Below are 22,813 nucleotides of genomic sequence, written 5' to 3' on the forward strand. Positions count from 1 at the left end.
TTTTTGGCACGCTGTTGAGTTCTCAAGGAACGGACGCTTCCTTTGTACTCACCCTCTCGGGCTTTCCTCCGGGCGCTTCCCTTCGGTCTTTCTTGTTTCCGACTCTATCAGACCGTTTTACCGGTCGATTTCCTCGGGGTTTTGCTTCGCTTTCCGACCTTTCGGCTTTCCGGCGAGTCCGACTCTATCAGATCCTTTCGGGCCTGATTCCCAGTCAGCGGGCTTGTCTTCGCGGCCTGTTGGGCCGTTCCGACGTCTCAAACTTTAGCGGATCCCTGCGGCAGTTCCTAATCGAGGTGATCGGGACGTTCGCAACCCAATTTCGAATTGAATTCGGACATGCCGAAGACAATCCCGCTCTGGGAGATCGTGCTGGTGTTTGAGTGCCGCTTCAGCGGCTGGATGTGCTGTCGGAGAACCGTTACGGCTCTGCGGCAACCCGAAGAACTCTACGGACCGGGCCAGTCCGTGTCAACCCCGGCCGAGGTCTCCTCAGTCGAGGTCGTTGAGCCGGCCGCCCGCGTCGGGCTGGGCGTGCTCCACCCGGCGCAGGAGGCGGGTTAGGACCTCGCCGAGGGCGTTGCGCTCCGCCGGGGAGAGGTCCTGGAGCAGGTCCTCCTCGAAGACCGTGGCCAGCCGCATGGCGTGCAGCCACTTCTCGCGGCCGTCGGCGGTCAGCTCCACGATGACGCGGACCCGGTTGTTCTCGTCCCGGTCCCGGGTGACCAGGCCCTCCTGGACCATGCGGTCGATGCGGTGGGTCATGGCGGCCGGGGTCAGGCCGAGCCGCTTCGCCAGGTCGCCGGGGCCCATCCGGTAGGGGGCGCCGGAGAGGACCAGGGCCTTCAGGACCTCCCACTCGGCGTTGCTGATGCCGATCTCGGAGGTCTGCCGGCCGTACGCGACGTTCATCCGGCGGTTGAGTCTGCCCAGCGCCGAGACGATCTGCTCGACCTGGGGGTCGAGGTCCTGGAACTCCCGCTGGTATGCGGCGATCTGCTCTTCGATGGTCGGCTCGGCTGCCATGCCGCGAAGTATGGCACGGCGGCGGTTGGCGTTGAAGTCCTTCGGTATGTATTGTTTAGCTTCTAACTTTAGCTTCGAAGTCTTCAGGGTTGAGCGCTGGCCGCCTCCTGGGGGCTTCTTCTCGTGCGGGCAACTGCGAAAGGGCAGGTGAAAGTGACCAGGGCGATGGGCGCCGCGATGCGGCGTGTGCAGGTGGGTAGCGCGCTGAGTTCGTTCGGCGTGGGTTTCACGGTTCCGTTCCTCTACGTCTACGTGGCGGAAGTACGGGATCTCGGCGCCAGTGCGGCAGGGATCGTGCTGGCCGCCTTCGCCATGGCCGCCCTGGTCGTCCTGCCCTTCACCGGTCGCGCCATCGACCGGCGCGGCCCCATGCCCGTCCTGCTCGTGGCGTCCGGGGTCGCGGCCGTCGGCGCGCTCGGGCTCGGTCTCGCGAGCGGTGAGCCCGCCGCCATCGGGGCCGCCGCCGTCCTCGGCGCCGGTACCGCGGTGCTCCAGCCGGCGCTCGCCACCATGATCGTGTGGTGCTCGACGCCGGAGACCCGGACGCGGTCCTTCGCCACGCAGTTCTTCCTCCAGAACCTCGGGCTCGGCATCGGCGGGCTCATCGGCGGCCAGATCGTCGACGAGAGCCGGCCGGAGAGCTTCCTGCGGCTGTTCGCCATCGAGGCCGTGATGTTCCTCGTGCTCGCCGCGATCGTGTGGACCGTGCGCATGCCGGAGGGCGCCGCGCTCGGTGAGGCCGCCCCGAAGGACGCGGCCGGGGGCGGGCTGCGGACGCTGCTCGGGCACCGGGCGATGGTGCAGCTGTGCGGACTCGGGTTCGTGCTCTTCTTCGCCTGCTACGGGCAGTTCGAGTCCGGCCTGAGCGCCTACGGGGTCGAGGCCGCCGGGATCTCGGCGTCCACGCTCGGCATCGCGCTCGCCGCCAACACCGCGATGATCGTCGTCGCGCAGTTCGCCGTGCTGAAGTTCGTCGAGCGGCGCAAGCGGTCCCGGGTCATCGCCGGCGTCGGCCTCATCTGGGCCGTCGCGTGGATCGCCGCCGGCTACGCGGGACTGGGCCACGCGAGCCAGGCCATGGCCACCGCCGCGTTCGTCTCCACGTACGCGCTGTTCGGGCTCGGCGAGGCGATGCTGTCGCCGACCGTGGCGCCGCTGGTCGCCGATCTCGCCCCCGCGGGCATGGTCGGCTCCTACAACTCGGCGTTCGCGCTGGTCAAGCAGCTCGCGCTCGCCGTCGGGCCGGCCGTCGGCGGGCCCATGGGCGCCGCCCTGCACGGCCCGTACATCGTCACCTTCCTGCTGTTCTCGCTGGGCATCACGGTGCTCGCGCTGCGGCTCGGCAAGCGGCTCACCCCGCTCCAGGACCAGCCGTCGCTCGCCCCGGCCCGCGTGGTGCGGGTCAGCAAGCCGGAACCCGCGTCCGCCGACGCCTGAGCGGGGCGGGGCGGGGTCTCAGCGGACCGCCGTCGTCAGCGTCGCCGTGAACGGGAGCGTCACCGAACCGTCGGGCGCCGCCCGGTCCGCGAAGCGGGCGGCGAAGCGCCCGCCCGCCTCGCGCAGGGCCTCCGGCGCGGCGAGCTTGCTCCACGGCAGCGCCGAGAAGTGCCCGGGCACGTGCTCGGCCAGCGGCGGGAGCGTCACGTCGAGCGTGAGCGGGCGCGCCGTCACCTCGGTGAAGCCCGCCCCGCGCAGCGCGGCCGTCAGGACGTCGCCGGTGACGGCGAAGGCCCGGGTGAAGTCGGCCGCCGCCGCGTCGCCCGCGTGTTCGGCGAGGGTGTCGCGCTGGGCCAGGAAGTACGGCGAACGGTCCAGGTGGCTCCAGGTCGTGGCGGCGAACCGGCCGCCCGGCGCGGTCACCCGGGCCGCCTCGGCGCACACGGCCGCCAGGTCCGGGAAGAACGGCGCGCCCTGCTGGCACAGGACCGCCCCGAACGCGCCGTCCGCGTACGGCAGCCGGTCGGCGGAGGCCTCGGCGAACTCGATGTCGGGGTAGAGGTGCGGCCGGTGCGCCACCGCCACCCGCAGCATCCCGGGGCTGATGTCGGCGCCGTGCACCCGGCCGGCCGGGCCGACCCGGGCCGCCGCGAGCCGGGCCGTGAACCCCGTACCGCAGGCCAGGTCCAGGACGGTGTCGCCGGGGCACAGGGCGGCGGCGTCCACGAGCGCGGTGACGAAGGGGGCCATGAGCGGGGCGACGTACCGCTCGTAGCGCTCGGGGGCGCCGCCGGTCGGCCGGAAGTCTGCGACGGGTGCGGCATCTGCTGCGTCTGCTGCGTCTGTCATAGGGAGCTGATAGCAGCCCGGGGCCGCCTTGCCCAGGGTCCGCGCGGCGCGCCTACGGTCTGTCCGGCAGCACGAACTCGCACCACACCGCCTTCCCGCCGCCCGGCGTGCGGCGCGAGCCCCAGTTCGAGGCGATGGTCGCGACGATGGCGATGCCGCGGCCCGTCTCGTCGGCCGGCTCCGCGCGGCGGCGGCGCGGGAGGTGGTCGTCGCCGTCGGTGACCTCGATGATCAGGCGGCGGTCGGTGCGGCGCAGCCGCAGGCGCATCGGCGGGATGCCGTGCTGGAGCGAGTTCGCCACCAGCTCGCTGGCCGCCAGGACGCCCAGGTCGTGCAGGTCGGGGGCGAAGCGCCAGCTGGTCAGGACGCCGGAGGCGAAGGCGCGGGCGCGCGGGGCCGCCTCGACGCCGCCGAGGAGCTCCAGCGCGGCGTTGCGGAACAGCTCGCCGGCCGAGCCCTTGCGGGCCGGGTGCTGGAGGACCAGGACCGCCACGTCGTCGTCGTGGTCGGCGGTGACGCCCGCGGCCCGGATCAGCCGGTCGCAGATCACCTGCGGGGTGCCGGTGGCGCCGGCCAGCGCGTGCTCCAGCGCGGCCACGCCCTCGTCGATGTCCTCGTCCCTGCGCTCGACCAGGCCGTCCGTGTAGAGGACCGCGGTGGAGCCGGGGCCGAGCGGGACCGAGCCCGACGCGTGCAGCCAGCCGCCGGTGCCCAGCGGCGGGCCCGTCGGCTCGTCGCCGCGGTGGATCGTGCCGTTCTCGTCCCGTACGAGGATGGGGAGGTGGCCCGCCGACGCGTAGACCAGGCGGCCCTCGTTCGGGTCGTGGACGGCGTAGACGCAGGTGGCGATCTGCTGCGGGTCGATCTCCGTAGCGAGCCCGTCCAGCAGTTGCAGTACTTCGTGCGGCGGCAGGTCCAGGCGCGCGTAGGCCCGGACCGCCGTGCGGAGCTGGCCCATCACCGCCGCCGCGCGCACGCCGCGGCCCATGACGTCGCCGATGACCAGGGCGGTGCGGCCGCCGCCGAGGGTGATGACGTCATACCAGTCGCCGCCGACCGCGGCCTCGGTGCCGCCGGGCTGGTAGGTGGCGGCGATGCGCAGGTCGTCGGGCTCCTCCAGCTCCTGGGGCAGCAGGGAGCGTTGCAGGGTGACGGCGGTCTCGCGCTGGCGGCGCTCGCTGGTGCGCAGCCGCTCGGCGGCCTCGGCGTGGTCGGTGACGTCGGCCGCGAAGACCAGGACGCCGGGGCCCTCGGCGGTCTCCAGCGGCGTGCAGGTCACCGTGTACGAGCGGCCGCCCGAGGTCCTGCGGGACTTGACCGTGCGGGGCCTGGCGCTGCGCAGCACCTGGTCGAGGAGCGGGAGCAGGCTCAGCTCGTCGAGTTCGGGCAGGGCCTCGCGGGCCGGTGCGCCGGGCGGGCGGTCGCCGAAGGCGGCGACGTACGCGTCGTTGACGTACGCGACGCGGTGCTCCGGCCCGTGCACCAGGGCGACCAGGCCGGGGATGCGGTCGAGGACGGCGCGGACCGGCAGCCCGTCCACCCCCGCGGCGCCCGCGGCGCCCGCGCTCCCGGTGTCCGCGGTGCCGTCGGGGGCGTCCGGGTGCGGTGCGTCGTCGGGGAGGTGCTCGGCGCGGGCGGGCGGCACCGCGCCGTCGCCTCGCTGGGATACGCCGTGATCGGCCCGCGCCGCGGCGCGGCGCTGCGTTCCGGGAAGTCGGGCGCTCCAGCGCGTGAAGTTCACTTGGGAAAAGCCTCGTGGGGTCGAGGGCGGGCGCTCGGCCCGTCCATGGTCGTGGACCAGTCTGGCCGACCGTACTGACAAACGTGGGACGCCGTTGCGCGGGCGGGAGTTCCGCGCTCGGGTCAGCGGGGCGTCGGGGGCGGGGCGGGTGCGGTCAGGGGGCCCCGCGCGGACCTCCGCGGGGCGGGGCGGAAGGGTCCTCAGGGGGGACGTCACCGGCCGCGAGTTCGAACTCGGCGCGTGGCCTTTCGAGCGAACCGAGCGACACGATCTCCCTCTTGAACAGGCCGGACAGGGACCATTCGGTCAGGACGCGGGCCTTCCGGTTGGCGGTGGGCACCCTGCTGAGGTGGTAGACGCGGTGCATGAACCAGGCAGGGTAGCCCTTCACCTTGCGTCCGTAGACGTGCGCGACACCTTTGTGGAGTCCGAGCGAGGCGACCGAACCCACGTACGCGTGCCGGTAGTCGGCCGGCGGGCGGCCGTGCAGGGACGCCGCGATGTTGTCGGCGAGCGTCCTGGCCTGGCGGACGGCGTGCTGGGCGTTGGGCGCGCACTCCTTGCCCGGCGCGGTGACGTCCGGGACCCCCGCCGCGTCGCCCGCCCCCCAGGCGTGCGGGACGCCCTCGACGGCGAGCGCGGGGGTGCAGCGCAGCCGGCCGCGGTCGGTCAGCGGCAGGTCGGTGGCGGCCAGCAGGGGGCTCGGCCGCACCCCGGCGGTCCACACGACCGTACGCGTGGGCAGGCGGGAGCCGTCGGAGAGGACCGCGACCCGGTTCTCGCAGGATTCCAGGCGGGTGCCGAGGCGTACGTCGATGTTCCGGCCGCGCAGTTCGCGGATCGTGTACCGGCCCATTTCCGGGCCGACCTCCGGCAGGATCCGGTCCGCCGCCTCGACGAGGATCCACTTCAGGTCCTCGGGTTTGACGTTGTGGTAGTACTTCGCCGCGTACCGGGCCATGTCCTCCAGCTCGCCGAGCGCCTCCACGCCCGCGTAGCCGCCGCCGACGAAGACGAAGGTCAGCGCGGCGTCGCGGACCGCCGGGTCGCGGGTGGAGGAGGCGATGTCGAGCTGCTCGACGACGTGGTTGCGCAGGCCGACGGCCTCCTCGACGGTCTTGAAGCCGATGCCGTGGTCGGCGAGGCCGGGGATCGGCAGGGTCCGCGAGATCGAGCCGGGCGCCAGGACCAGTTCGTCGTAGCGCAGCGCGGCCGGGCCGGTGCCCTCCTCGTCGCTGGCGAGGGTCGTGTACATCGCCGTGCGCTTGGCGTGCTCCACGGAGACGACCTCGCCGACGATCACCCGGCAGTGGCCGAGGACCCGGCGCAGCGGGACGACCACGTGGCGCGGGGAGATCGATCCGGCCGCCGCCTCCGGCAGGAACGGCTGGTACGTCATGTACGGGTCGGGGGTGACGACGACGATCTCCACGGCGCCGGACCGCAGTTCGGGTTTGAGCTTCTTCTGGAGGCGCAGCGCGGTGTACATCCCGACATAACCGCCGCCGACGACCAGGATGCGGGCGGGTTCCGGTGATGGCGTCCTTGGCATCGTCACCGTCCCATGACGCATCGGCCCCTTGATTTTGTCCACAGCCCCGGCAAATTGTGTGGCCTGCGAACGGCGGGCGGAACCTGCCGTTCAGCCCCGGCGCGCCCCCGGGCACGCGGGCAGAACCGCAGGTCAGCGCGGGAAGCGGGGGTGGAGGCGGGGGGTGCAATCGGGGCGGAACCGGCGCGTACTCCGTTCGGGGGGCGCTCCGTGCGGAACCTGCCCCTTCTGAATTGACTCCCGCTCAACTATGTTCGTGTGCTGTCGGGGTGTCGGGGGACGCACTGGCGGACCGCAGGGTCGGTCCCGTAAATCAGCTGTCTGTTCCTCACGCTCCGGCAGACAATGGCGGGGAGTGTCTCCGGGGGGAGACGTCATTACCGGGGGAACACATATGCATATTCAGGACACTCATTGGACCTCGGTGTCAGCCGTGGCGCCGTCCGGCGTCCCGGGTGGGGCCAACGGGCGGTCGGCGGGCGACAGTTCGCGCTCGACGCCGCTGCGGGTGGATGCCCAGCGCAATCTGGAGCATGTGCTGCGCGCGGCCCGCGAGGTCTTCGGCGAGCTGGGGTACGGGGCACCCATGGAGGACGTGGCGCGGCGCGCCCGCGTCGGCGTGGGCACGGTCTACCGGCGCTTCCCCAGCAAGGACGTACTGGTGCGACGGATAGCCGAGGAGGAGACCTCCCGGCTCACCGATCAGGCCCGGACGGCGCTCGGGCAGGAGGACGAGCCGTGGTCGGCGCTCTCGCGCTTCCTGCGGACCTCGGTCGCCTCCGGCGCGGGCCGGCTGCTTCCGCCGCAGGTGCTGCGGGTGGGCGTGGCCGACGAGCCCGGGCGGGATGCCGCACGGGACGAGACGCGCGTCCCCGAGCAGCGCGGGAGCGGGCCCGGGCTGCGTCTCGTGGAGCAGCGGGTGGCACCGGCCGACGAGCTGGTGGACGCGCTGGGTCCCGACGACGCGGGGGCGGCGGCGCTCCTGGAGGTCGTGGGCCGGCTGGTGGACCGGGCCCGGGAGGCCGGTGAACTGCGGGCCGACGTGACGGTGTCGGACGTGCTGCTCGTCATCGCGACGGCGGCGCCCTCGCTGCCGGACGCCGCGCAGCAGGCGGCGGCGTCGGCGCGGCTGCTCGACATCCTGCTCGAAGGGCTGCGGTCGCGGCCGGCGTAGCGCCTGCCGCGTAGCGCGCGGGAACAGCCTCGACCGCGGGTGACCGGAACAGGTCATCCGCGGTCAACTCCTGTCGTTTTCCGGCCCGTTGTGGGTGCACGGTCGGGTGACGTGTAGTGCTCGGGTGCGGGAAATCTCCACGGATGAGTGGTTGCCGTGCAGAGCCGGTCGCCGCGCACATCCCGTGTGGCACGCTTTCCCGGTGATCGGCCGTGAGTGTGCAGGCGGGGGCTTCCGCGATGAGCGTTGACGGACAGGGCGAGCAGCGGCCCGGCGGTGGGGGGACGGGCGCGGAGGACCTCACCGCGCGGCAGGTACCGAGCCAGGGCGGCCCCGACCGGACCTCGGGCCGGCCCGCACCGGCGCCCCCGGCCGAGGCCGGGATGTCCGTCCCGGCCCAGCGCGAGGGGACGGCCGCCGACGGCGACCGGCCGCCGTCCGACGCCGACCTGATCGGGCGGATGCGCGCGGGGGACGACAGCGCGTACGAGGAGCTGTACCGCCGGCACGCCGCCGCGGTGCGCCGCTACGCCCGCACCTGCTGCCGCGACGGGCACACCGCCGACGACCTGACCGCCGAGGTCTTCGCCCGGATGCTCCAGGCCGTGCGCGGCGGCAGCGGCCCCGAGCACGCGGTGCGCGCCTATCTGCTGACCACCGTGCGGCGGGTCGCCGCGTCCTGGACGAAGTCGGCCCGGCGCGAGCACCTGGTCGACGACTTCGCCGTCTTCGCCGACCAGGCCGCCCGGTCGGCCGAGGTGCTGGACGACGACACGCTCGAACTCGGCGCGGACGTACGGGCCATGCAGGAGGCCGAGCAGTCGATGGCCATGCGGGCCTTCCGCTCGCTGCCCGAGCGCTGGCAGGCCGTGCTGTGGCACACCGAGGTCGAGGACGAGTCGCCCAGTGACGTCGCCACCCTCTTCGGCCTCGACGCCAACGGCACCCGGGTGCTCGCCAAGCGCGCCCGCGAGGGCCTGAAGGAGGCCTACCTCCAGGCGCACGTCTCGGCCACCCTGACCGAGTCCGAGGAGTGCTCCCGGTACGCGGACCGGCTCGGCGCGTACGCGCGCGGCAGCCTGCGCACGCGGGCCGAGCGGGGTCTGCGCAAGCACATGGAGGAGTGCGCCAAGTGCCGGCTCGCGGCCGGGCAGATCAAGGAGGTCGCCAGCGGCATCCCGGGGGTCGTGCCGGTCGCGGTCATCGGCTGGTTCGGTGCCGCCGGGTACGCGAAGGCGGTCGCCCTCATCGGCGGTGGCGCCGCGAGCGCGGCGGGCGCCGGTGCGGCCGCGGCGGCGAGCGGCGGCGCGACCGGGGGTGCGGCGGGCGCCGCCGCCTCCGAGGGGCTCGGGGCGCCCGCGAAGGCCGGGATCGCCGCCGGGGTGGTGGCGGCCGCGACCGCCGCCGCGCTGGCCATCGCGCTCACCGGCGGCGAGCCGAAGCAGGAGCCGGAGGCCAGGAAGGAGAAGCCGCCGGTCTCCCAGCCGCTGCCGCCGGAGCCGGAGAAGCCGGCACCGAAGCCGCCCGCGCCGAAGCCCACCCCGAAGCCGACCCCCACGCCGACCCCGGCCCCCGCCTCGAAGGCGCCGCCGGAGCCCGCCCCCGCGAAGCCGAAACCGAAGCCGAAGCCGAAGCCGCCGCCCGCCCCGGAACCGACGCCCGAGCCGACGCCGAGGCCCACGCCGCCCCGGCCCGCACCGACGCCCCCTGCCCCGCCCGCGCCCGCCGTCTTCCAGCTGAGTGCGCTCGACTTCGGCGTCACGGGCGACGGCACCAAGCCGGAGATCCGGCTCGCCGAGAGCAGCTGGGTCTGGCAGCGCTACGGCATGTCGATCGCGGGCAAGCGGTACGCGCACGGCGTCTCGGTGCACGCGCGGTCCTCGGTCACCATCGATCTGAACCGCGCCTGCACCGCGTACGACGCCCTCGCGGGCGTCGACGACATGACGCTGGGTCTGGGCGCCGTCCGCTTCTCGGTCTACGTGGACGGGGCGCGGGCCTGGCGGTCGCCGGTGGTCCGGGGCCACGGCCCGGCGGTGCCCGCGCACGTGAACCTCACCGGGCACAAGACGATCCGCCTCGTGACGGAGTCCCGGGGCCCGGGCGGCGCGGTGGCCGTCGCGGACTGGGCGGAGTCGCGGTTCGCCTGCGGGTGATCGGAGGGGAGCCGGGGTGGGCGGGGTGGGCGGGGTGGGCTCCGCGGGGTCGCCGGGTTGTGGGTGGTGGGTGGTGGGTGGTGGGTGGTGTGGGTGGTGGGTGGTCCCGTGCCGGTAAGCCTCAGGTTCCGCTCAGTTCGGCCGCGAGTCGGTCCGGGGTGAGTGCCGTGCCCGCCGCGCGCTCGGCCGCGTACCGGGTGTCCCCGAGGCCGGCCCGGGCGCGGGCGTCCACGGCCGCGCACTCGTCGCGCTCCGGCTGCGGGCGGGGCCGGTCGCAGCGCAGCCCGTCCGCCGCCGCGAACAGCCGGACCGCCCGCGCCACGTCGTCGAGGCGGGCGTGCAGCTCGGCCCCGACGTCGAGCAGCCCCGCGAGGACGATCTCCGAGCAGTGCCCCGCCAGCGCCTCGCGCAGGGTGTCCGTGAGCAGGGCGAGAGCGGGTTCCGGGCCCGCCTCGGCCGCCGTGACCCGGGCGTCGATCAGGCCCAGGGACGCGTGGAACTGCGGGGGCGGGGTGCCGTCCTCGGCGATCGCGCGGGACTCCTCGCACAGCTCGCGCGCGCGGGCCACGTCCCCGTCGGCCAGCGCCAGGTGCGCGTTCAGCACTCCGATGAAGGCGGTGGAGTCGGCGACGCCGTAGCGGTCCGCCTCTTCGCCCGCCGCGCCGAGCGCCGTGCGGGCGGCCTCCCGGTCGCCCTCGCGGTAGGAGATCTCGGCGATCCGCGCCATGAGGAACGGGGTCTCCGCGTACGCCCCCACCTCGTAGGCGAGCCGCAGCGCCTCCTCGAACTCGCCGCGCGCCTCCCGGTGGCTGCCGCGCCCCATGGCGACCTCGGCCGCCGCGCTGCACACCTGGGCGCGCATCCAGCGGTCGCCCACCCGGCGGCTGATCTCGCGCAGTTCGACGAGGTCGTCGTCGACGCCCGCCATCTGACCCGCCATGTCGACGACCATGTGGGTACGGAACATCAGGGTGACGCCGACCTCCCAGTCCCCGCCGAAGCGGCGGCAGTGCGCGACGGCGCGGTCCAGCGCCTCGCGCACGTCGCCCATGCCGTCGAGGACGAAGAGCGTGAACGGCCAGATGATGCCGGGGAAGGTGGCGCCCTGCGGGCTCGGCGGCTCGAAGGCGGCCCGCACCCGCATCATGTACGCCCGGTCGGCCTCGCTGCGGATGACCTCCTGCGGGGTGGACTCGGTGACGAGGAAGAGGGCGAGCAGCCGCAGTTTCATGCGCGGCCAGTAGAGGGGGTCCGCGGTGTCGTCGGGCGCGGTGTCGTCGGGCGCGGGGGCGTCCGGTTCGGTGGCGTCCGGTTCGATGGCGTCCGGCAGCATGTCGCGGATGGTCCGTACCCAGCCGCTGCCCTCCGGGCGGTAGTTGCGCAGCCACCAGAACCAGCCCATGTGCAGCGCGAGGTCGATCGCCGCTTCCTCGTCGACGACTCCGGGCGTGCTCGTGACCCGGGTCAGGGCCGCCCGGACGTTGTCCAGCTCGGCCTCCATCCGCTGGATCCACGGCAGTTGGCCCGCCGCGCGCAGTTCGGGGTCGGCCGCGGCGGCCAGCGCGCGGACGTGTCCGAGGTGCCGGCGCTCGGCGGCCAGCCGCAGTTCGGGCATCGCGGCGGCGCGCTCGGCCGCGTACTCGTGGATGGTCTCCAGCATGCGGTAGCGCATGCCGGGCAGGCCGCGGTCGGCCGGGCTCGCGACCAGCAGGGACTTGTCGACGAGGGAGCCGACTGCGTCGGCGCCGCCGGACGGGGAGCAGACGGCCTCGGCGGCCTCCAGGGTCCAGCCGCCCGCGAAGACCGACAGCTCGCACAGGGCGGTGCGCTCGGCGTCGTCGAGCAGGTCCCAGGACCAGTCGACGACGGCGCGCAGGGTCTGCTGGCGGGGCAGGACGGTGCGGCTGCCGCCGGTCAGCAGGCGGAACCGGTCGTCGAGGCGGTCGGCGATCTGGCGCGGGGTGAGCATGCGCAGCCGGGCCGCGGCCAGCTCGATGGCGAGCGGCAGCCCGTCCAGGCGGCGGCAGATCTCGGCGACGGCGGCGGCGTCCCGGGCGGGGTCGAACCCGGGGCGGACGGCGGCGGCCCGCTCGGCGAACAGGCGGTGGGCGGGGTCCGGGGGCAGCGGCTCGACCGGGCGGACCGACTCCCCCGGTACGCCCAGGGGTTCCCGGCTGGTGGCGAGGATCGTGAGCCCCGGGCAGTGGGTCAGCAGGGTCTCGGCCAGTCCGGCCGCCGCGTCGATCACGTGCTCGCAGTTGTCGAGGATCAGGAGCAGCTCGCGGTGGGCGCAGTACTCCACGAGGAGGCGGACCGGGTCGTCGTGCAGGCCCGACGACTCGGCCGTCCTCAGGACCGTCTCGCGCAGGCCCAGCGCGCTGACGACCGCTCCGGGGACCGCCTTCGGGTCGTCCAGCGGCGCCAGTTCGACCAGCCACGCCTGGGGTTCGGGGGCGGCGGCCTCCTCGGCGAGCCGGGTCTTGCCGGAGCCGCCCGGCCCCGTCAGCGTGACCAGCCGCGCGCCCCGCACCTCGGCGCGGATCGCGTCGAGTTCCGGTTCCCGCCCGACGAACGAATTCAGCCGGGGCCGCAGGTTGCCGGTGCGGGCCGGGGGGCGCGGGGCGGATATGGCGTCCGGCGCGGGAGGCGCACCCGGCGCGGAGGGCGTACCCGGGTCGGAAGGCGCACCCGGGTCGGAGGACGTACCCGCCACGGCAGAAGCCCCCGGCGCGGAAGGCGTGCCCGGGCCGGAAGGCGCACCCGGCACGGAAGCCGTACCCGCCACGGACGGCGCGCCCGGACCGGAAGGCGCACCCGGCACGGACGCCGCCCCCAGCCCGGACGGCGTGCCCGAGGCCGCGGGCTGCGTCAGCAACGCGGCGTGCAGCCGGGACAGTTCGGGCCCGGGATCGGTGCCCAGGCCGTCCGCCAGGACCCGCCGGGCCGTCTCGTGGGCGGCCAGCGCGTCCGCCCGGCGGCCCGCCGCGGCCAGCGCCCGGATGAGCAGCGCGTGCAGCGGCTCGTCGTAGGGGTGTGCGGCGGTCAGTTCGCGCAGTTCCGGTACGAGGCCGGCGGCGCGGCCCAGCTCCAGGTCGGCCTGGGCCCGGGCGCGGGTGGTCTCCAGGCGCTGCGCCTCGGGGCGGGTGGCCGCGGGGTGGCCGGGCAGGTCGGCCAGGGCCGGGCCGCGCCACAGGGCGAGCGCGGCGCGCAGGGTGCGGGCGGCGCTCTCCGGGGCGTGGGCGGCGAGCGCGGCGGCGCCGTCGCGGGCCAGCCGGTCGAAGACGTACAGGTCGATGTCGTCGCGGGTGGCGGCGAGGCGGTAGCCGCCCGGTTCCGAGGTGACGGCGTCCTTGCCGAGGGCCCGGCGCAGCCGGCCCACCAGGGCCTGGAGGGCGGCCGGGGCGTCGGCGGGCGGGGCGTCGCCCCAGACGTCGTCGATGAGGGCGGGCGTGGGAGCGGGGCGCGGGGTGTGCAGGGCCAGCGAGGTGAGGAGGGCGCGCAGGCGCGGGCCGCCCACTTGGACGGGGGTGCCTGCGTCGTCGTACGCCGTGGTGGTTCCCAGGATCGTGTACCGCACCGGGTCATTGTCCCCGGGGCGGGGCGCCCGGCGCCCGGGGTTCGTCGCGCTCGGCGTGTGGGCATCCGGCGGGCACCCGGCGGGCCGCGAGCACGCACCGGACGCCGCGGGGCCGCTCTCCGGGCGACGACGGGAGCGGGGAGTAGGAAGCGGGGAGTGGGGAGTGGGGAGTGGGGAGGACAGGCCCTGCGGCGGGCCACCCGGCCGCGCCCCGATCCGCCGGACAGGCCCTAGCGGGGTCCGGCGCCCAGCGCCCGTTCCGGCACCACGCTGCCGGTGGGGACCGCGCGGGCGCGGGCCGGGGTGCCGGTCCAGCAGGTGCCCCGGCGGGACATCAGGCGGCGCAGCCACAGTTCGAGGCCCACGAGGTCGGCGAGGCCGTCCAGCGGCAGCGGCTCGCCGTCGGCCGCCGCGCGCAGCGCCTTGCGGACCGTGCGCGCCTCGATCAGGCCGGTCTGCGCCAGCAGGGGCGTGTCGAAGAGCGAGATGAGGTGGTCGGCGGAGACGCGCAGGCCGGTGCGGGCGGCGGCCTGCGCGGTGGCGTGCGAGGGGGCTCCCCAGCCGGGCGGCAGGTCGCTGACGCCCGCGCCTTCGAGGACCGTGCGCAGGATGACCGCGCGGGCGCCGGGCTGGACCCGGAGCGCCTCCGGCAGCGCCTGGCAGGCGCGGACCACCGCGTTGTCGAGGAAGGGCGCGTGCAGCCGCTGGGAGCGGACCTCGGCGGCCTGCTCCAGGATGCGCAGGTCCGCCGCGTGCCGGGCGAGGGCGGCGCGGGCCCGGAACGCGCCGGGGCGCTGGCCCGGTCCCGTGCCGGGGCGGATCCTGCCCTCCTGGAGGCGAACCGATACTTCGGCGAGGGCCTCCCCGGTCAGCCAGCGCGCGGCGGGCCCGGGTCTCGCCCACGCGAGCGCGGCGAGCGAGGCGCCGACGGCGCCGCCCGGCTCGTCGAAGCTGCGGTGCAGGAGCCGGTCGGACAGGTGGTCGAGGCCCGTCGTGTAGGAGGTGCGGGCGAGCTTCCTGGCCGCTCCGTAGACGCGCGCCGGGACGCGCAGCGAGCCGCCCTCGGCCTTGGTGAGCGCCGCCACGGGACGCACCATGTGGCGGCGCCTGCGGTCCATCAGGAGGTCGGCGAGGCGGGCCGGATGGGCGTCCATGACCTGGCGCGCCCCGTACCCGGTGAAGTGGTCGGCGCTGCCGGAGGCGAGCCGGGCGCGGTGGCGGGAGGCGGAGACGAGGACGGCGCTGGGCTCGTCGGTGAGCGGGCCGTCCAGGTCCGCGTAGGGCAGCGTCTCCTCGCCGCCGGTGACCACCACGTGGTGCAGGCGGGGATTGGAGGCGATCGCCCCCGCGCGCTCCAGCTCGGCCTCGCGGTGGATCGTCGTGGTGGACAGGTCGTTGAAGGTGACGGCCAGGAGGCGTTCGCCCGCGCCCGTGCCGTGGCCGAGGACGGTGCCGGGCATGCCGGGCAGTCCCGCGGCGAGCAGGGCGAGGGTGCCGGACGCCGGGCCGCCGGAGAGGTCGGCGCCGATGCCGGGCACCGGCATGCCGCGCGCCGCCCGGCGCGCGGCGGGCCCCATGCCGGGCACCGGGCCGGGGTCGAGGTCGGTGCCGGGGATGTGCCGGGGCGCGGTCAGCCGGGCCCGTACGGCGTCCACCAGGGCCTCGCGGACGGCGTCCACGGCGCGCTCCGGGTCGGCAGGCGCGGCCGCCACCGCGAGGGAGGCCACCGGCTCGTAGCCGGCGATCTCGCGTGCGCCCGCGCGCAGGATCAGCGCGTGCCCCGGCGGAATGCGGCGCACGCCCTGGTACGGGGTCGAGTCGTGCAGCGCCTCGGGGACGTCGGGGGCGGCGAGCAGCGCGGCCAGGTGGCCGACGTCGAGGTGGGCCTCGATGAGATCGGCGAGGGGGAGCGCGGCGGTGGCGTAGGCGGTGCCGCCCGCCCAGGGCGTGTAGAAGACGGGGCGCGCCCCCGCGAGGTCGCCGGCCACCATGACGCGGCGGCCGACCTGGACGACCGCGGTGTAGCTGCCGGGCCAGGCCGTCAGGTGGCGCAGGGCGCCGCCCCGGGCGGCGAACAGGCCCACCCGCAGCTGCTCGTCGGTGGCGCCGCACACGCCGAGCACGGCGATCCGCGTACGGTCGTCGGCCTGGACGATGCGCACTTCGTCGGGGCGCCAGTCACCGACCGCCCACAGCGGGTCCGGGTCGCCCCACAGCAGCTGCGAGCCCACCGGGTGGACCGTCTCGCCGTCCGCGCCCGTGGCCCCCGCGGAGTCGAAGGCAACGGCTCCCGGGGCGGTGCTGCTCCACCCCACCAACCACCGCATCGCCGCCTCCACAAGCTGTGGACAACCAAGGGATCCCCATGCTGCCACGAAGGGGGCGCCCAGGAGGGGGCAAGTGAAGGGTGAAATGGCGGCCCGGAGCGAGAGCGCGCGATGGCGTACGCTCCCCCCAATGCGCCCTGTTCGAGCCGCGGTTGAACCGTGGCACCACCGGACCCGGACAGGACGACAGGGGCGACTTTCGGCCAATTCGGCCCGGGATGGCCGGAGGTGCCCACCCCGCTTCGGCCACAGCGCGCAACCCATCGCGCAACGCACAGTCCGGGAGGCGCACACCGCCTCCCGGACCGGTCCGCCGCCCGCGGGGATGTAGGCGGCGGTGTCCCCCAGCCCGCTGGATCCAGTACAGCGGGCCGACCCACGCAGGTTCCATGGAAGCCCTCCCCCGGTGTCCGAGTAAGAGCGCACGCACAGGCGCACGGCACCACGCACGGAGCACACGGTCACACGGCGTGGCCTGCGCCGCGCTCGGGCACGGACAACAATCCCGCCATCCGGAACAGCGGCCCTTAACGCTTGGGATTCGGCGAACTACGCTGGGTGTACGAATGCCGCGCGGTTATGCCACACCGAAGTGGTCAGTATCAGTCTGGGTGACGCCTGACGCGGCAGCCGTCTGTGTCGAGGGGTGGCGCATGTCCAGGGAGCAACGCGGGCCGAACGAGAAGTTAGGCGCCGTTCTCGCCCTCGCGGGGATCAGCAACGCCGGACTCGCGCGGCGCGTGAACGACCTCGGGAGCCAGCGCGGTCTGACGCTTCGCTACGACAAGACGTCGGTGGCGCGCTGGGTGTCGAAGGGCATGGTGCCGCAGGGCGCCGCCCCGCACCTGATCGCGGCCGCCATCGGGCAGAAGCTGGGGCGTCCCGTACCGCTGCACGAGATCGGCCTCGCGGACGCCGACCCCGCACCCGAAGTGGGTCTGGCCTTCCCGCGCGACGTGCCGGGGGCGGTGCGGTCGGCCACCGAGCTGTACCGCCTCGACCTCGCCGGGCGGCGGGCCGGCAGCGGCGGGATCTGGCAGTCGCTGGCCGGATCCTTCGCGGTGAGCGCCTACGCCACGCCCGCGTCGCGGTGGCTGATAACACCGGCCGACTCGTCCGTCGCACGCGAGCCGCACGTGGCCGCCGGGGCCGAGAGCGCCGAGGACGGCTCGAAGGTCCAGAAGGTCGGCCACAGCGACGTGCAGAAACTGCGCGAGGCCGCGGAGGACGCGCGGCGCTGGGACTCCAAGTACGGCGGCGGCGACTGGCGTTCGTCGATGGTGCCGGAGTGCCTGCGGGTCGAGGCGGCGCCGCTGCTGCTCGGCTCGTACTCGGACGAGGTGGGGCGCTCGCTGTTCGGCGCCGCGGCCGAGCTGACCCGGCTCGCCGGCTGGATGGCGTTCGACACCGGGCAGCAGGAGGCCGCCCAGCGGTACTACATCCAGGCGCTGCGGCTGGCGCGGGCCGCCGCCGACGTGCCGCTCGGCGGCTATGTGCTCGCCTCCATGTCGCTCCAGGCCACCTACAGGGGGTTCGGGGACGAGGGCGTGGACCTGGCGCAGGCCGCCCTGGAGCGCAATCGCGGCCTGTCCACCGCGCGGACCATGAGCTTCTTCCGGCTCGTCGAGGCACGCGCGCACGCGCGCGCCGGGGACGCGCAGGCGGCCGGCGCCGCGCTGCGGGCCGCCGAGGGCTGGCTGGAGCGGGCCCGGGAGGGCGACAGCGATCCCTCGTGGCTGGGCTTCTACTCGTACGACCGCTTCGCCGCGGACGCCGCCGAGTGCTACCGCGACCTGAAGGCGCCCCGGCAGGTGCGCCGGTTCACCGAGCAGGCGCTCTCGCGTCCGACGGAGGAGTTCGTCCGCTCGCACGGGCTGCGGCTGGTGGTGTCGGCCGTCGCGGAGCTGGAGTCCGGGAACCTGGACGCGGCCTGCGAGCAGGGCACCCGCGCCCTGGAGGTGGCGGGCCGGATCTCCTCGGCGCGGACCACCGAGTACGTGCGGGACCTGCTGCACCGCCTGGAGCCGTACGGGGACGAGCCCCGGGTCGCCGAACTGCGGGAGCGGGCGCGGCCCTTGCTGGTCGCACCGGCGTAGCGGGTGCCCGGCGGGCGGGCACGGGCGGCGGACCGGCCGGGGACGGGCGGCCCGCCGCGTTGTCAGTGGCGTCGGGCAGGATGCCGGTAGTGGAGGTGAGGCCAGGTGGGGACGGTCGGGTACGACGGGGACGTGGTGGTGGTCGGCGGCGGGATCGTCGGCCTGTCCACCGCGTATGCGGTGTCCCGGACCGCGCCGGGGACCCGGGTCGTCGTGCTGGAGAAGGAGCCGGGCCCGGCCCGCCACCAGACGGGGCGCGACAGCGGGGTGATCCACAGCGGGATCTACCACCGCCCCGGCTCGCTCAAGGCCGCCTTCACGGTGCGCGGCGCCGCCGAGACGGTCAAGTTCTGCGCGGAGTACGGGATCGCGCACGAGGTCACCGGCAAGCTGATCGTCGCCACCGGCCGCGCCGAGCTGCCCCGGCTGCACGCCCTGGTCCAGCGCGGCAGGGAGCACGGGATCCCGGTGCGCGAGCTGGGCCCCGCGCAGATACAGGAGTACGAGCCCGAGGTGCGCGGCCCCGCCGCCATCCACGTGGGCACCGCCGGGGTCGCCGACTACCGCGCGGTCGCCGAGCGGCTCGCCGAGGCCTCCGGCGCCGAGATCCGCTACGGCGCGCGGATCGTGCGGATCGACCGGCGCGCCGACCGAGGCGTCGCGGTGCGCACCGCGGCCGGTGACATCGTGCGCGGCCGCGTCCTGGTGAACTGCGCGGGCCTCCAGAGCGACCGGGTGGCCCGCCTCGCCGGGGACGACCCGCGCCTGCGGATCATGCCGTTCCGGGGCGAGTACTTCGAGCTGGCCCGGCCCGAGCTGGTGCGCGGCCTGGTCCACCCGGTGCCGGACCCGGCGTTCCCCTTCCTCGGCGTGCACCTGACCCGGGGCCTCGACGGCGTCGTCCACGCCGGGCCGACCGCCGTGCCCGCGCTGGCCCGGGAGGGGTACGGCTGGGGCGTCGTGCGGCCCCCGGAGCTGGCGCGGACGCTGACCTGGCCCGGCTCGTGGCACCTCGCGCGCCGGCACTGGCGGTACGGGGCCGGGGAGCTGCGGCGCTCCGTGTCCCGGTCCGCGTTCGCCGCCGCGGTGCGCCGCCTCGTCCCGGCCGTCCGGGCGGAGGACCTGACGCCCGCCCCGGCCGGGGTGCGCGCCCAGGCCGTGCTGCGCGACGGCACCCTCGTCGACGACTTCCTGATCCGCGAGGGCGCCCGCACGGTCCATGTGCTGAACGCGCCGTCGCCGGCCGCCACCGCCTCGCTCCCCCTCGGCCGCGAGGTGGCCCGGCGGGCACTGGCCGCGCTCGCCGCCCGGTGACCGGCCGCCCGGTGACCGGCCGCGCGGTGACCGCCCGCGCGGTGACCGCCCGCCCGGGTCCGGCCGCCCGGGGCCCCGCCCCCGACGGCCCCCACGAGCGGCGGCGCGCCCTGCCGCACGCGTAAAATCGCCCCACTGTGTCTGAGTCTGTTGAGCACCCCACGCCCGAGCACCCCGCGCCCGAGCACCCTGCGCCCGTACCGGCCGAGCCGTCGGTCCCGGCCGAGCCGCCGGCGGCGCCCGCGCGCCCGAACGAGCCCCGGTTCCCCGACGGCCCCCGGCCCGATCCCGCCGACTCCCACCACGAGCGGCGCATCCGCAGCTTCCAGCCGCGCCGCGGCCGGGTCACCACCGCGCAGGGCGACGCGCTCCAGCGGCTGTGGCCCCAGTGGGGCCTGGACGTCGACGGGCAGCGGGAGCTGGACCTGCCCGCGCTGTTCGCAGGGGAGTCCGCTCCCGCGGTCGAGCGGATCGTCCTGGAGATCGGCTTCGGCATGGGCGAGGCGACGGCCCGGATGGCGGCGGCGGACCCGGCCACCGGCATTCTCGCCGTCGACGTCCACACCCCGGGCCAGGGCAATCTGCTCAACCTGGCCGACAAGAACGGCCTCACCAACGTCCGGGTGGCCAACGGCGACGCGATCATCCTGCTGCGCTCGATGCTCCCCGCCGACAGCCTCGACGGGGTGCGCGTCTACTTCCCCGACCCCTGGCCGAAGAAGCGGCACGTCAAAAGGCGCCTGATCCAGCCGGAGTTCCTCTCCCTCGTCGCGGGCCCGATGAAGCCCGGCGCGCTGCTGCACTGCGCGACGGACTGGGAGGACTACGCCGAGCAGATGCTCGACGTGCTGAGCGCCCACCCCGACTTCGAGAACACGGCGCCCGGCGGCGGGTACGCGCCGCGCCCCGGATTCCGGCCGCTGACCCGCTTCGAGGGCAAGGGCCTGGACAAGAGCCACGTGGTGCACGACCTGCTGTTCCGGCACGTCTAGGGCCTGTCCGGCGGATCTTGTCGCGGGCGCGGGGTCCGGCACGCCGACCTGCGGCGTTGTCGTCGGTTGCCAACGCTCCGCGTCGACGCCCTCCTCCGCCTTGCATCCCGACGCACCAGACCCCGCTCACCAGCACGGAAAAACGCGGGCCACCCGACTACGACCTGATCCGCCGGACACGCCCTAGCCCCCGGCCCCGGCTCCCGTCCCGGGACCCCGTCGCGCGGGCCGGCATCGCTCGTTAGGGTCAACCTGTGGATCCGTACCCGGCCTACCCGCCCCACCAGGACCACGCCCTCGGCGCCGCCCCGGGCGGCGCCGTCCGGCACCCGCGCTGGTGGGAGCGCAGGGGCGTACGGGTCACGGCACTCGCCACGCTGCTCGCGGTGTCCGGCGTGGTCATCGCGGCGCTCGTCCGGGAGCAGACCGGCACCCGGGGCTTCCTGGTCGGGCTCGGCCTCGCGGTCGTCCCCGTCCCGCTCCTGATAGCCGCGTTCCGCTGGCTGGACCGGGTGCGTCCGGGCCCCTGGCGGAACATGGTCTTCGCCTTCGCGTGGGGCGCGTGCGCCGCCGCCCTCATCGCCATCGTCGCCAACAGCTTCGCGACGCGCTGGATAGAGACCGCCACCGCCGACCCGACCGGCGCCGACACCCTCGGCGCCACCGTCATCGCCCCGATCGTCGAGGAGTCCGCGAAGGCGGCGGCCGTGCTGCTGGTCTTCCTCTTCCGCAGACGGGACTTCGACTCCGTCGTCGACGGCATCGTGATCGCGGGGATCACCGCGACCGGCTTCGCGTTCACCGAGAACGTCCTGTACCTCGGGAACGCCTTCGGCACCGACCAGCTGGCCGGCAGCGGCCCGGTGCTCAGCTCGGTCACCGCCGCCACCTTCTTCGTACGCGTCGTGATGTCCCCGTTCGCGCACCCGCTGTTCACCGTGCTCACCGGCATCGGCTTCGGCATCGCCGCGGTCACCGCCCGCGACCGGGGCCGGGTCCGCCGCTTCCTGCTGCCGCCCGCGGGCCTGCTCGCCGCGATGGGCATGCACGCCTTCTGGAACAGCTCGTCGTCGCTGGGCGAGTACGGCTTCTTCGCCGTGTACGCGGTCTTCATGGTGCCGGTCTTCGGCCTGCTGACCTGGCTCGCGGTGTACACGCGCCAGCGCGAACTGCGCACCGTGCGCGAGGAGCTGCCCGCGTACGTGGCGGCGGGCTGGCTGACCTTCCCCGAACCGTTCGGGCTCGGCTCGCTCAAGGCGCGCCGCCTGGCGCGGGAGTTCGCCGCGCACTACGGCGGGCGGCCGGCGGCGGAGGCGCTCGCCGCGTACGAGACGGACGCGACGTCCCTGGCCCTGCTGCGGCGCCGGGGGCGCGGGGGCCGGGCCGGCGCCGACTTCGTCGTGCGGGAGCGGGAACTCCTGGAGGCGCTGTGGGAGCGGCGCGCCGCGGCACGGCCGGCCCTCGCCTACGGGGCGCGGCTCGCGGCCCCGGTCCGCCGGCCGCCGGTGTACACGGGCCCGCGGCCGACGCCGGGACCCGCGTACAACCCCTACCGGTACTAGACCCTGCCGCCACCGGGCCGGTCCGGGTGCGGGGCGGCTGCTAGGCGGACGCCTCGGTCAGCCGCGCCAGCTCGGCGTCGGTCAGCTCCAGTTCGGCGACGGCCAGCAGCGCGGGCAGCTGCGCGGCGGTGCGCGCGGAGGCGATCGGCGCGGTGACGGTGGGCCGGGAGGCGAGCCAGGCGAGCGCGACGGTGGCGACCTCGGCGTCGTGCGCCCGGGCGACCTCGTCGAGCGCGGCGAGGACCCGCTGCCCGCGCCCGGTCTCCAGGTAGCCGGCGGCCTTGTCGGCGCGGACGCTGTCGACGCTGACGCCCGGACGGTACTTGCCGGTGAGGAAGCCGGAGGCCAGCGACCAGTACGGGGCCGCGCCCAGGCCGGCGCGCGAGGCGATGTCCTGGCGGGCGCCCTCGTAGGTGTCGCGCGAGACGAGGTTGTAGTGCGGCTGGATGGCCACATAGCGGGCCAGGCCCTCGCGGTCGGAGAAGTCCAGGGACTCCTGGAGCCGCTCCGGCGAGATGTTGGAGACGGCGATGTGCCGCACCTTGCCGGCCTTCACCAGCTCGTCGAGCGCCCCGATGATCTCCTCGACCGGGATCGTCTCGTCGTCGTCGAAGTGCGTGTAGTAGAGGTCGATGTAGTCGGTGTCGAGGCGGCGCAGGGAGGCGTCGGCGGCGGCCTTGATGGTGTCGCCGCGCAGGCCGGGGAAGTCGGGGTGGCGGCCGACCTTGGTCGCGATGACGACGTCGTCGCGCCGCCCGCGCGCCCTGGCCCACTTGCCGATCAGCGTCTCGGACTCGCCGCCCTTGTTGCCCGGGGCCCAGGAGGAGTACGAGTCGGCGGTGTCGATGAAGTTGCCGCCGCCCGCGACGTAGGCGTCGAGCACCTCGAAGCTGGCGGCCTCGTCGGCGGTGAAGCCGAAGACGTTGCCGCCGAGGCAGAGCGGGAAGACGTCGAGACCGGAGGGGCCGAGGGGGCGCAGAACGGAAGAAGTCATGCCGTGCTTCAACGCC

15 protein-coding genes are annotated in these 22,813 nt (G+C 75.1%); 8 read left to right on the plus strand and 7 right to left on the minus strand.

Going from position 1 to position 22,813, the window contains the following annotated elements:
- On the plus strand, positions 1 to 383 hold a 383-nt coding region (locus tag ACIP5K_RS10480), incomplete at its 5' end, for a hypothetical protein (RefSeq protein WP_401407597.1).
- A 109-nt stretch (positions 384 to 492) separates the two neighbouring features.
- Here the strand turns inward: ACIP5K_RS10480 and ACIP5K_RS10485 are convergent.
- Entirely contained in the window at positions 493 to 1,026 is a 534-nt protein-coding gene (locus ACIP5K_RS10485) for a MarR family winged helix-turn-helix transcriptional regulator (RefSeq protein WP_401407599.1), read from the minus strand.
- A gap of 165 nt (positions 1,027 to 1,191) precedes the next feature.
- Here ACIP5K_RS10485 and ACIP5K_RS10490 point away from each other — a divergent pair, with 165 nt between their 5' ends.
- Positions 1,192 to 2,463, plus strand: a complete 1,272-nt coding sequence (locus ACIP5K_RS10490) for an MFS transporter (RefSeq protein ID WP_401408962.1) — start codon at positions 1,192 to 1,194, stop codon at positions 2,461 to 2,463.
- A gap of 18 nt (positions 2,464 to 2,481) precedes the next feature.
- On the opposite strand, the gene ACIP5K_RS10495 is transcribed toward ACIP5K_RS10490, so the two are convergent.
- The 3 genes from ACIP5K_RS10495 to ACIP5K_RS10505 form a co-directional block, all read right to left on the minus strand.
- Positions 2,482 to 3,312, minus strand: a complete 831-nt coding sequence (locus ACIP5K_RS10495; RefSeq protein WP_401407601.1) for a class I SAM-dependent methyltransferase — start codon at positions 3,310 to 3,312, stop codon at positions 2,482 to 2,484.
- 52 nt (positions 3,313 to 3,364) lie between these two features.
- A complete protein-coding gene (locus ACIP5K_RS10500) occupies positions 3,365 to 5,053 on the minus strand; it encodes a SpoIIE family protein phosphatase (protein WP_401407603.1) in 1,689 nt (562 codons plus the stop codon).
- 154 nt (positions 5,054 to 5,207) lie between these two features.
- Positions 5,208 to 6,605 (minus strand): NAD(P)/FAD-dependent oxidoreductase, encoded by a 1,398-nt coding sequence (locus tag ACIP5K_RS10505; protein WP_401407605.1) that lies wholly within the window; start codon positions 6,603 to 6,605, stop codon positions 5,208 to 5,210.
- 394 nt (positions 6,606 to 6,999) lie between these two features.
- Between ACIP5K_RS10505 and ACIP5K_RS10510 the strand changes: the two genes are divergently transcribed.
- Both ACIP5K_RS10510 and ACIP5K_RS10515 read left to right on the plus strand, forming a co-directional pair.
- On the plus strand, positions 7,000 to 7,779 hold the full coding sequence (locus tag ACIP5K_RS10510) for a TetR/AcrR family transcriptional regulator (RefSeq protein ID WP_401407607.1): 780 nt from the start codon (positions 7,000 to 7,002) through the stop codon (positions 7,777 to 7,779).
- A gap of 239 nt (positions 7,780 to 8,018) precedes the next feature.
- Entirely contained in the window at positions 8,019 to 9,935 is a 1,917-nt protein-coding gene (locus ACIP5K_RS10515; RefSeq protein WP_401407609.1) for a sigma-70 family RNA polymerase sigma factor, read from the plus strand.
- 121 nt (positions 9,936 to 10,056) lie between these two features.
- Here the strand turns inward: ACIP5K_RS10515 and ACIP5K_RS10520 are convergent, their stop codons facing one another.
- On the minus strand, positions 10,057 to 13,512 hold the full coding sequence (locus ACIP5K_RS10520; protein ID WP_401407611.1) for an AfsR/SARP family transcriptional regulator: 3,456 nt from the start codon (positions 13,510 to 13,512) through the stop codon (positions 10,057 to 10,059).
- A gap of 230 nt (positions 13,513 to 13,742) precedes the next feature.
- Entirely contained in the window at positions 13,743 to 15,839 is a 2,097-nt protein-coding gene (locus ACIP5K_RS10525) for an asparagine synthase-related protein (RefSeq protein WP_401407613.1), read from the minus strand.
- A 653-nt stretch (positions 15,840 to 16,492) separates the two neighbouring features.
- On the opposite strand from ACIP5K_RS10525, the gene ACIP5K_RS10530 reads away from it, so the two are divergent.
- From ACIP5K_RS10530 to ACIP5K_RS10545, 4 genes are all read left to right on the plus strand, one after another.
- On the plus strand, positions 16,493 to 17,935 hold the full coding sequence (locus ACIP5K_RS10530) for an MFS transporter (RefSeq protein ID WP_401407615.1): 1,443 nt from the start codon (positions 16,493 to 16,495) through the stop codon (positions 17,933 to 17,935).
- Positions 17,936 to 18,040: 105 nt separating this feature from the next.
- Complete coding sequence (gene lhgO, locus ACIP5K_RS10535; RefSeq protein WP_401407617.1) at positions 18,041 to 19,249, plus strand: L-2-hydroxyglutarate oxidase; 1,209 nt, start codon at positions 18,041 to 18,043, stop codon at positions 19,247 to 19,249.
- Between the two features lie 137 nt (positions 19,250 to 19,386).
- Positions 19,387 to 20,241 carry a tRNA (guanosine(46)-N7)-methyltransferase TrmB gene (gene trmB / locus ACIP5K_RS10540; protein ID WP_401407619.1) on the plus strand — a complete coding sequence of 285 codons (855 nt, stop codon included), beginning with the start codon at positions 19,387 to 19,389 and terminating at the stop codon, positions 20,239 to 20,241.
- Between the two features lie 254 nt (positions 20,242 to 20,495).
- The gene (locus ACIP5K_RS10545; protein WP_401407621.1) at positions 20,496 to 21,803 is read left to right on the plus strand and encodes a PrsW family intramembrane metalloprotease; all 1,308 of its coding nucleotides are present in this window, start codon (positions 20,496 to 20,498) and stop codon (positions 21,801 to 21,803) included.
- Positions 21,804 to 21,843: 40 nt separating this feature from the next.
- On the opposite strand, the gene ACIP5K_RS10550 is transcribed toward ACIP5K_RS10545, so the two are convergent.
- Positions 21,844 to 22,797, minus strand: a complete 954-nt coding sequence (locus ACIP5K_RS10550) for an aldo/keto reductase (protein WP_401407623.1) — start codon at positions 22,795 to 22,797, stop codon at positions 21,844 to 21,846.
- Positions 22,798 to 22,813: the final 16 nt, after the last annotated feature.

The sequence above is a fragment of the Streptomyces sp. NPDC088785 genome (assembly GCF_044750685.1).
In the GTDB taxonomy this organism is placed as follows: domain Bacteria; phylum Actinomycetota; class Actinomycetes; order Streptomycetales; family Streptomycetaceae; genus Streptomyces.

What these genes read in the sequence shown, in the direction of transcription:
- ACIP5K_RS10485 (WP_401407599.1), bottom strand. Translation starts at nt 1,026, where the DNA reads ATGGCAGCCGAGCCGACCATCGAAGAGCAGATCGCCGCATACCAGCGG.
- ACIP5K_RS10490 (WP_401408962.1), top strand. Translation starts at nt 1,192, where the DNA reads ATGGGCGCCGCGATGCGGCGTGTGCAGGTGGGTAGCGCGCTGAGTTCG.
- ACIP5K_RS10495 (WP_401407601.1), bottom strand. Translation starts at nt 3,312, where the DNA reads ATGACAGACGCAGCAGACGCAGCAGATGCCGCACCCGTCGCAGACTTC.
- ACIP5K_RS10505 (WP_401407605.1), bottom strand. Translation starts at nt 6,605, where the DNA reads ATGCCAAGGACGCCATCACCGGAACCCGCCCGCATCCTGGTCGTCGGC.
- ACIP5K_RS10510 (WP_401407607.1), top strand. Translation starts at nt 7,000, where the DNA reads ATGCATATTCAGGACACTCATTGGACCTCGGTGTCAGCCGTGGCGCCG.
- ACIP5K_RS10515 (WP_401407609.1), top strand. Translation starts at nt 8,019, where the DNA reads ATGAGCGTTGACGGACAGGGCGAGCAGCGGCCCGGCGGTGGGGGGACG.
- ACIP5K_RS10525 (WP_401407613.1), bottom strand. Translation starts at nt 15,839, where the DNA reads ATGCGGTGGTTGGTGGGGTGGAGCAGCACCGCCCCGGGAGCCGTTGCC.
- ACIP5K_RS10530 (WP_401407615.1), top strand. Translation starts at nt 16,493, where the DNA reads ATGTCCAGGGAGCAACGCGGGCCGAACGAGAAGTTAGGCGCCGTTCTC.
- ACIP5K_RS10550 (WP_401407623.1), bottom strand. Translation starts at nt 22,797, where the DNA reads ATGACTTCTTCCGTTCTGCGCCCCCTCGGCCCCTCCGGTCTCGACGTC.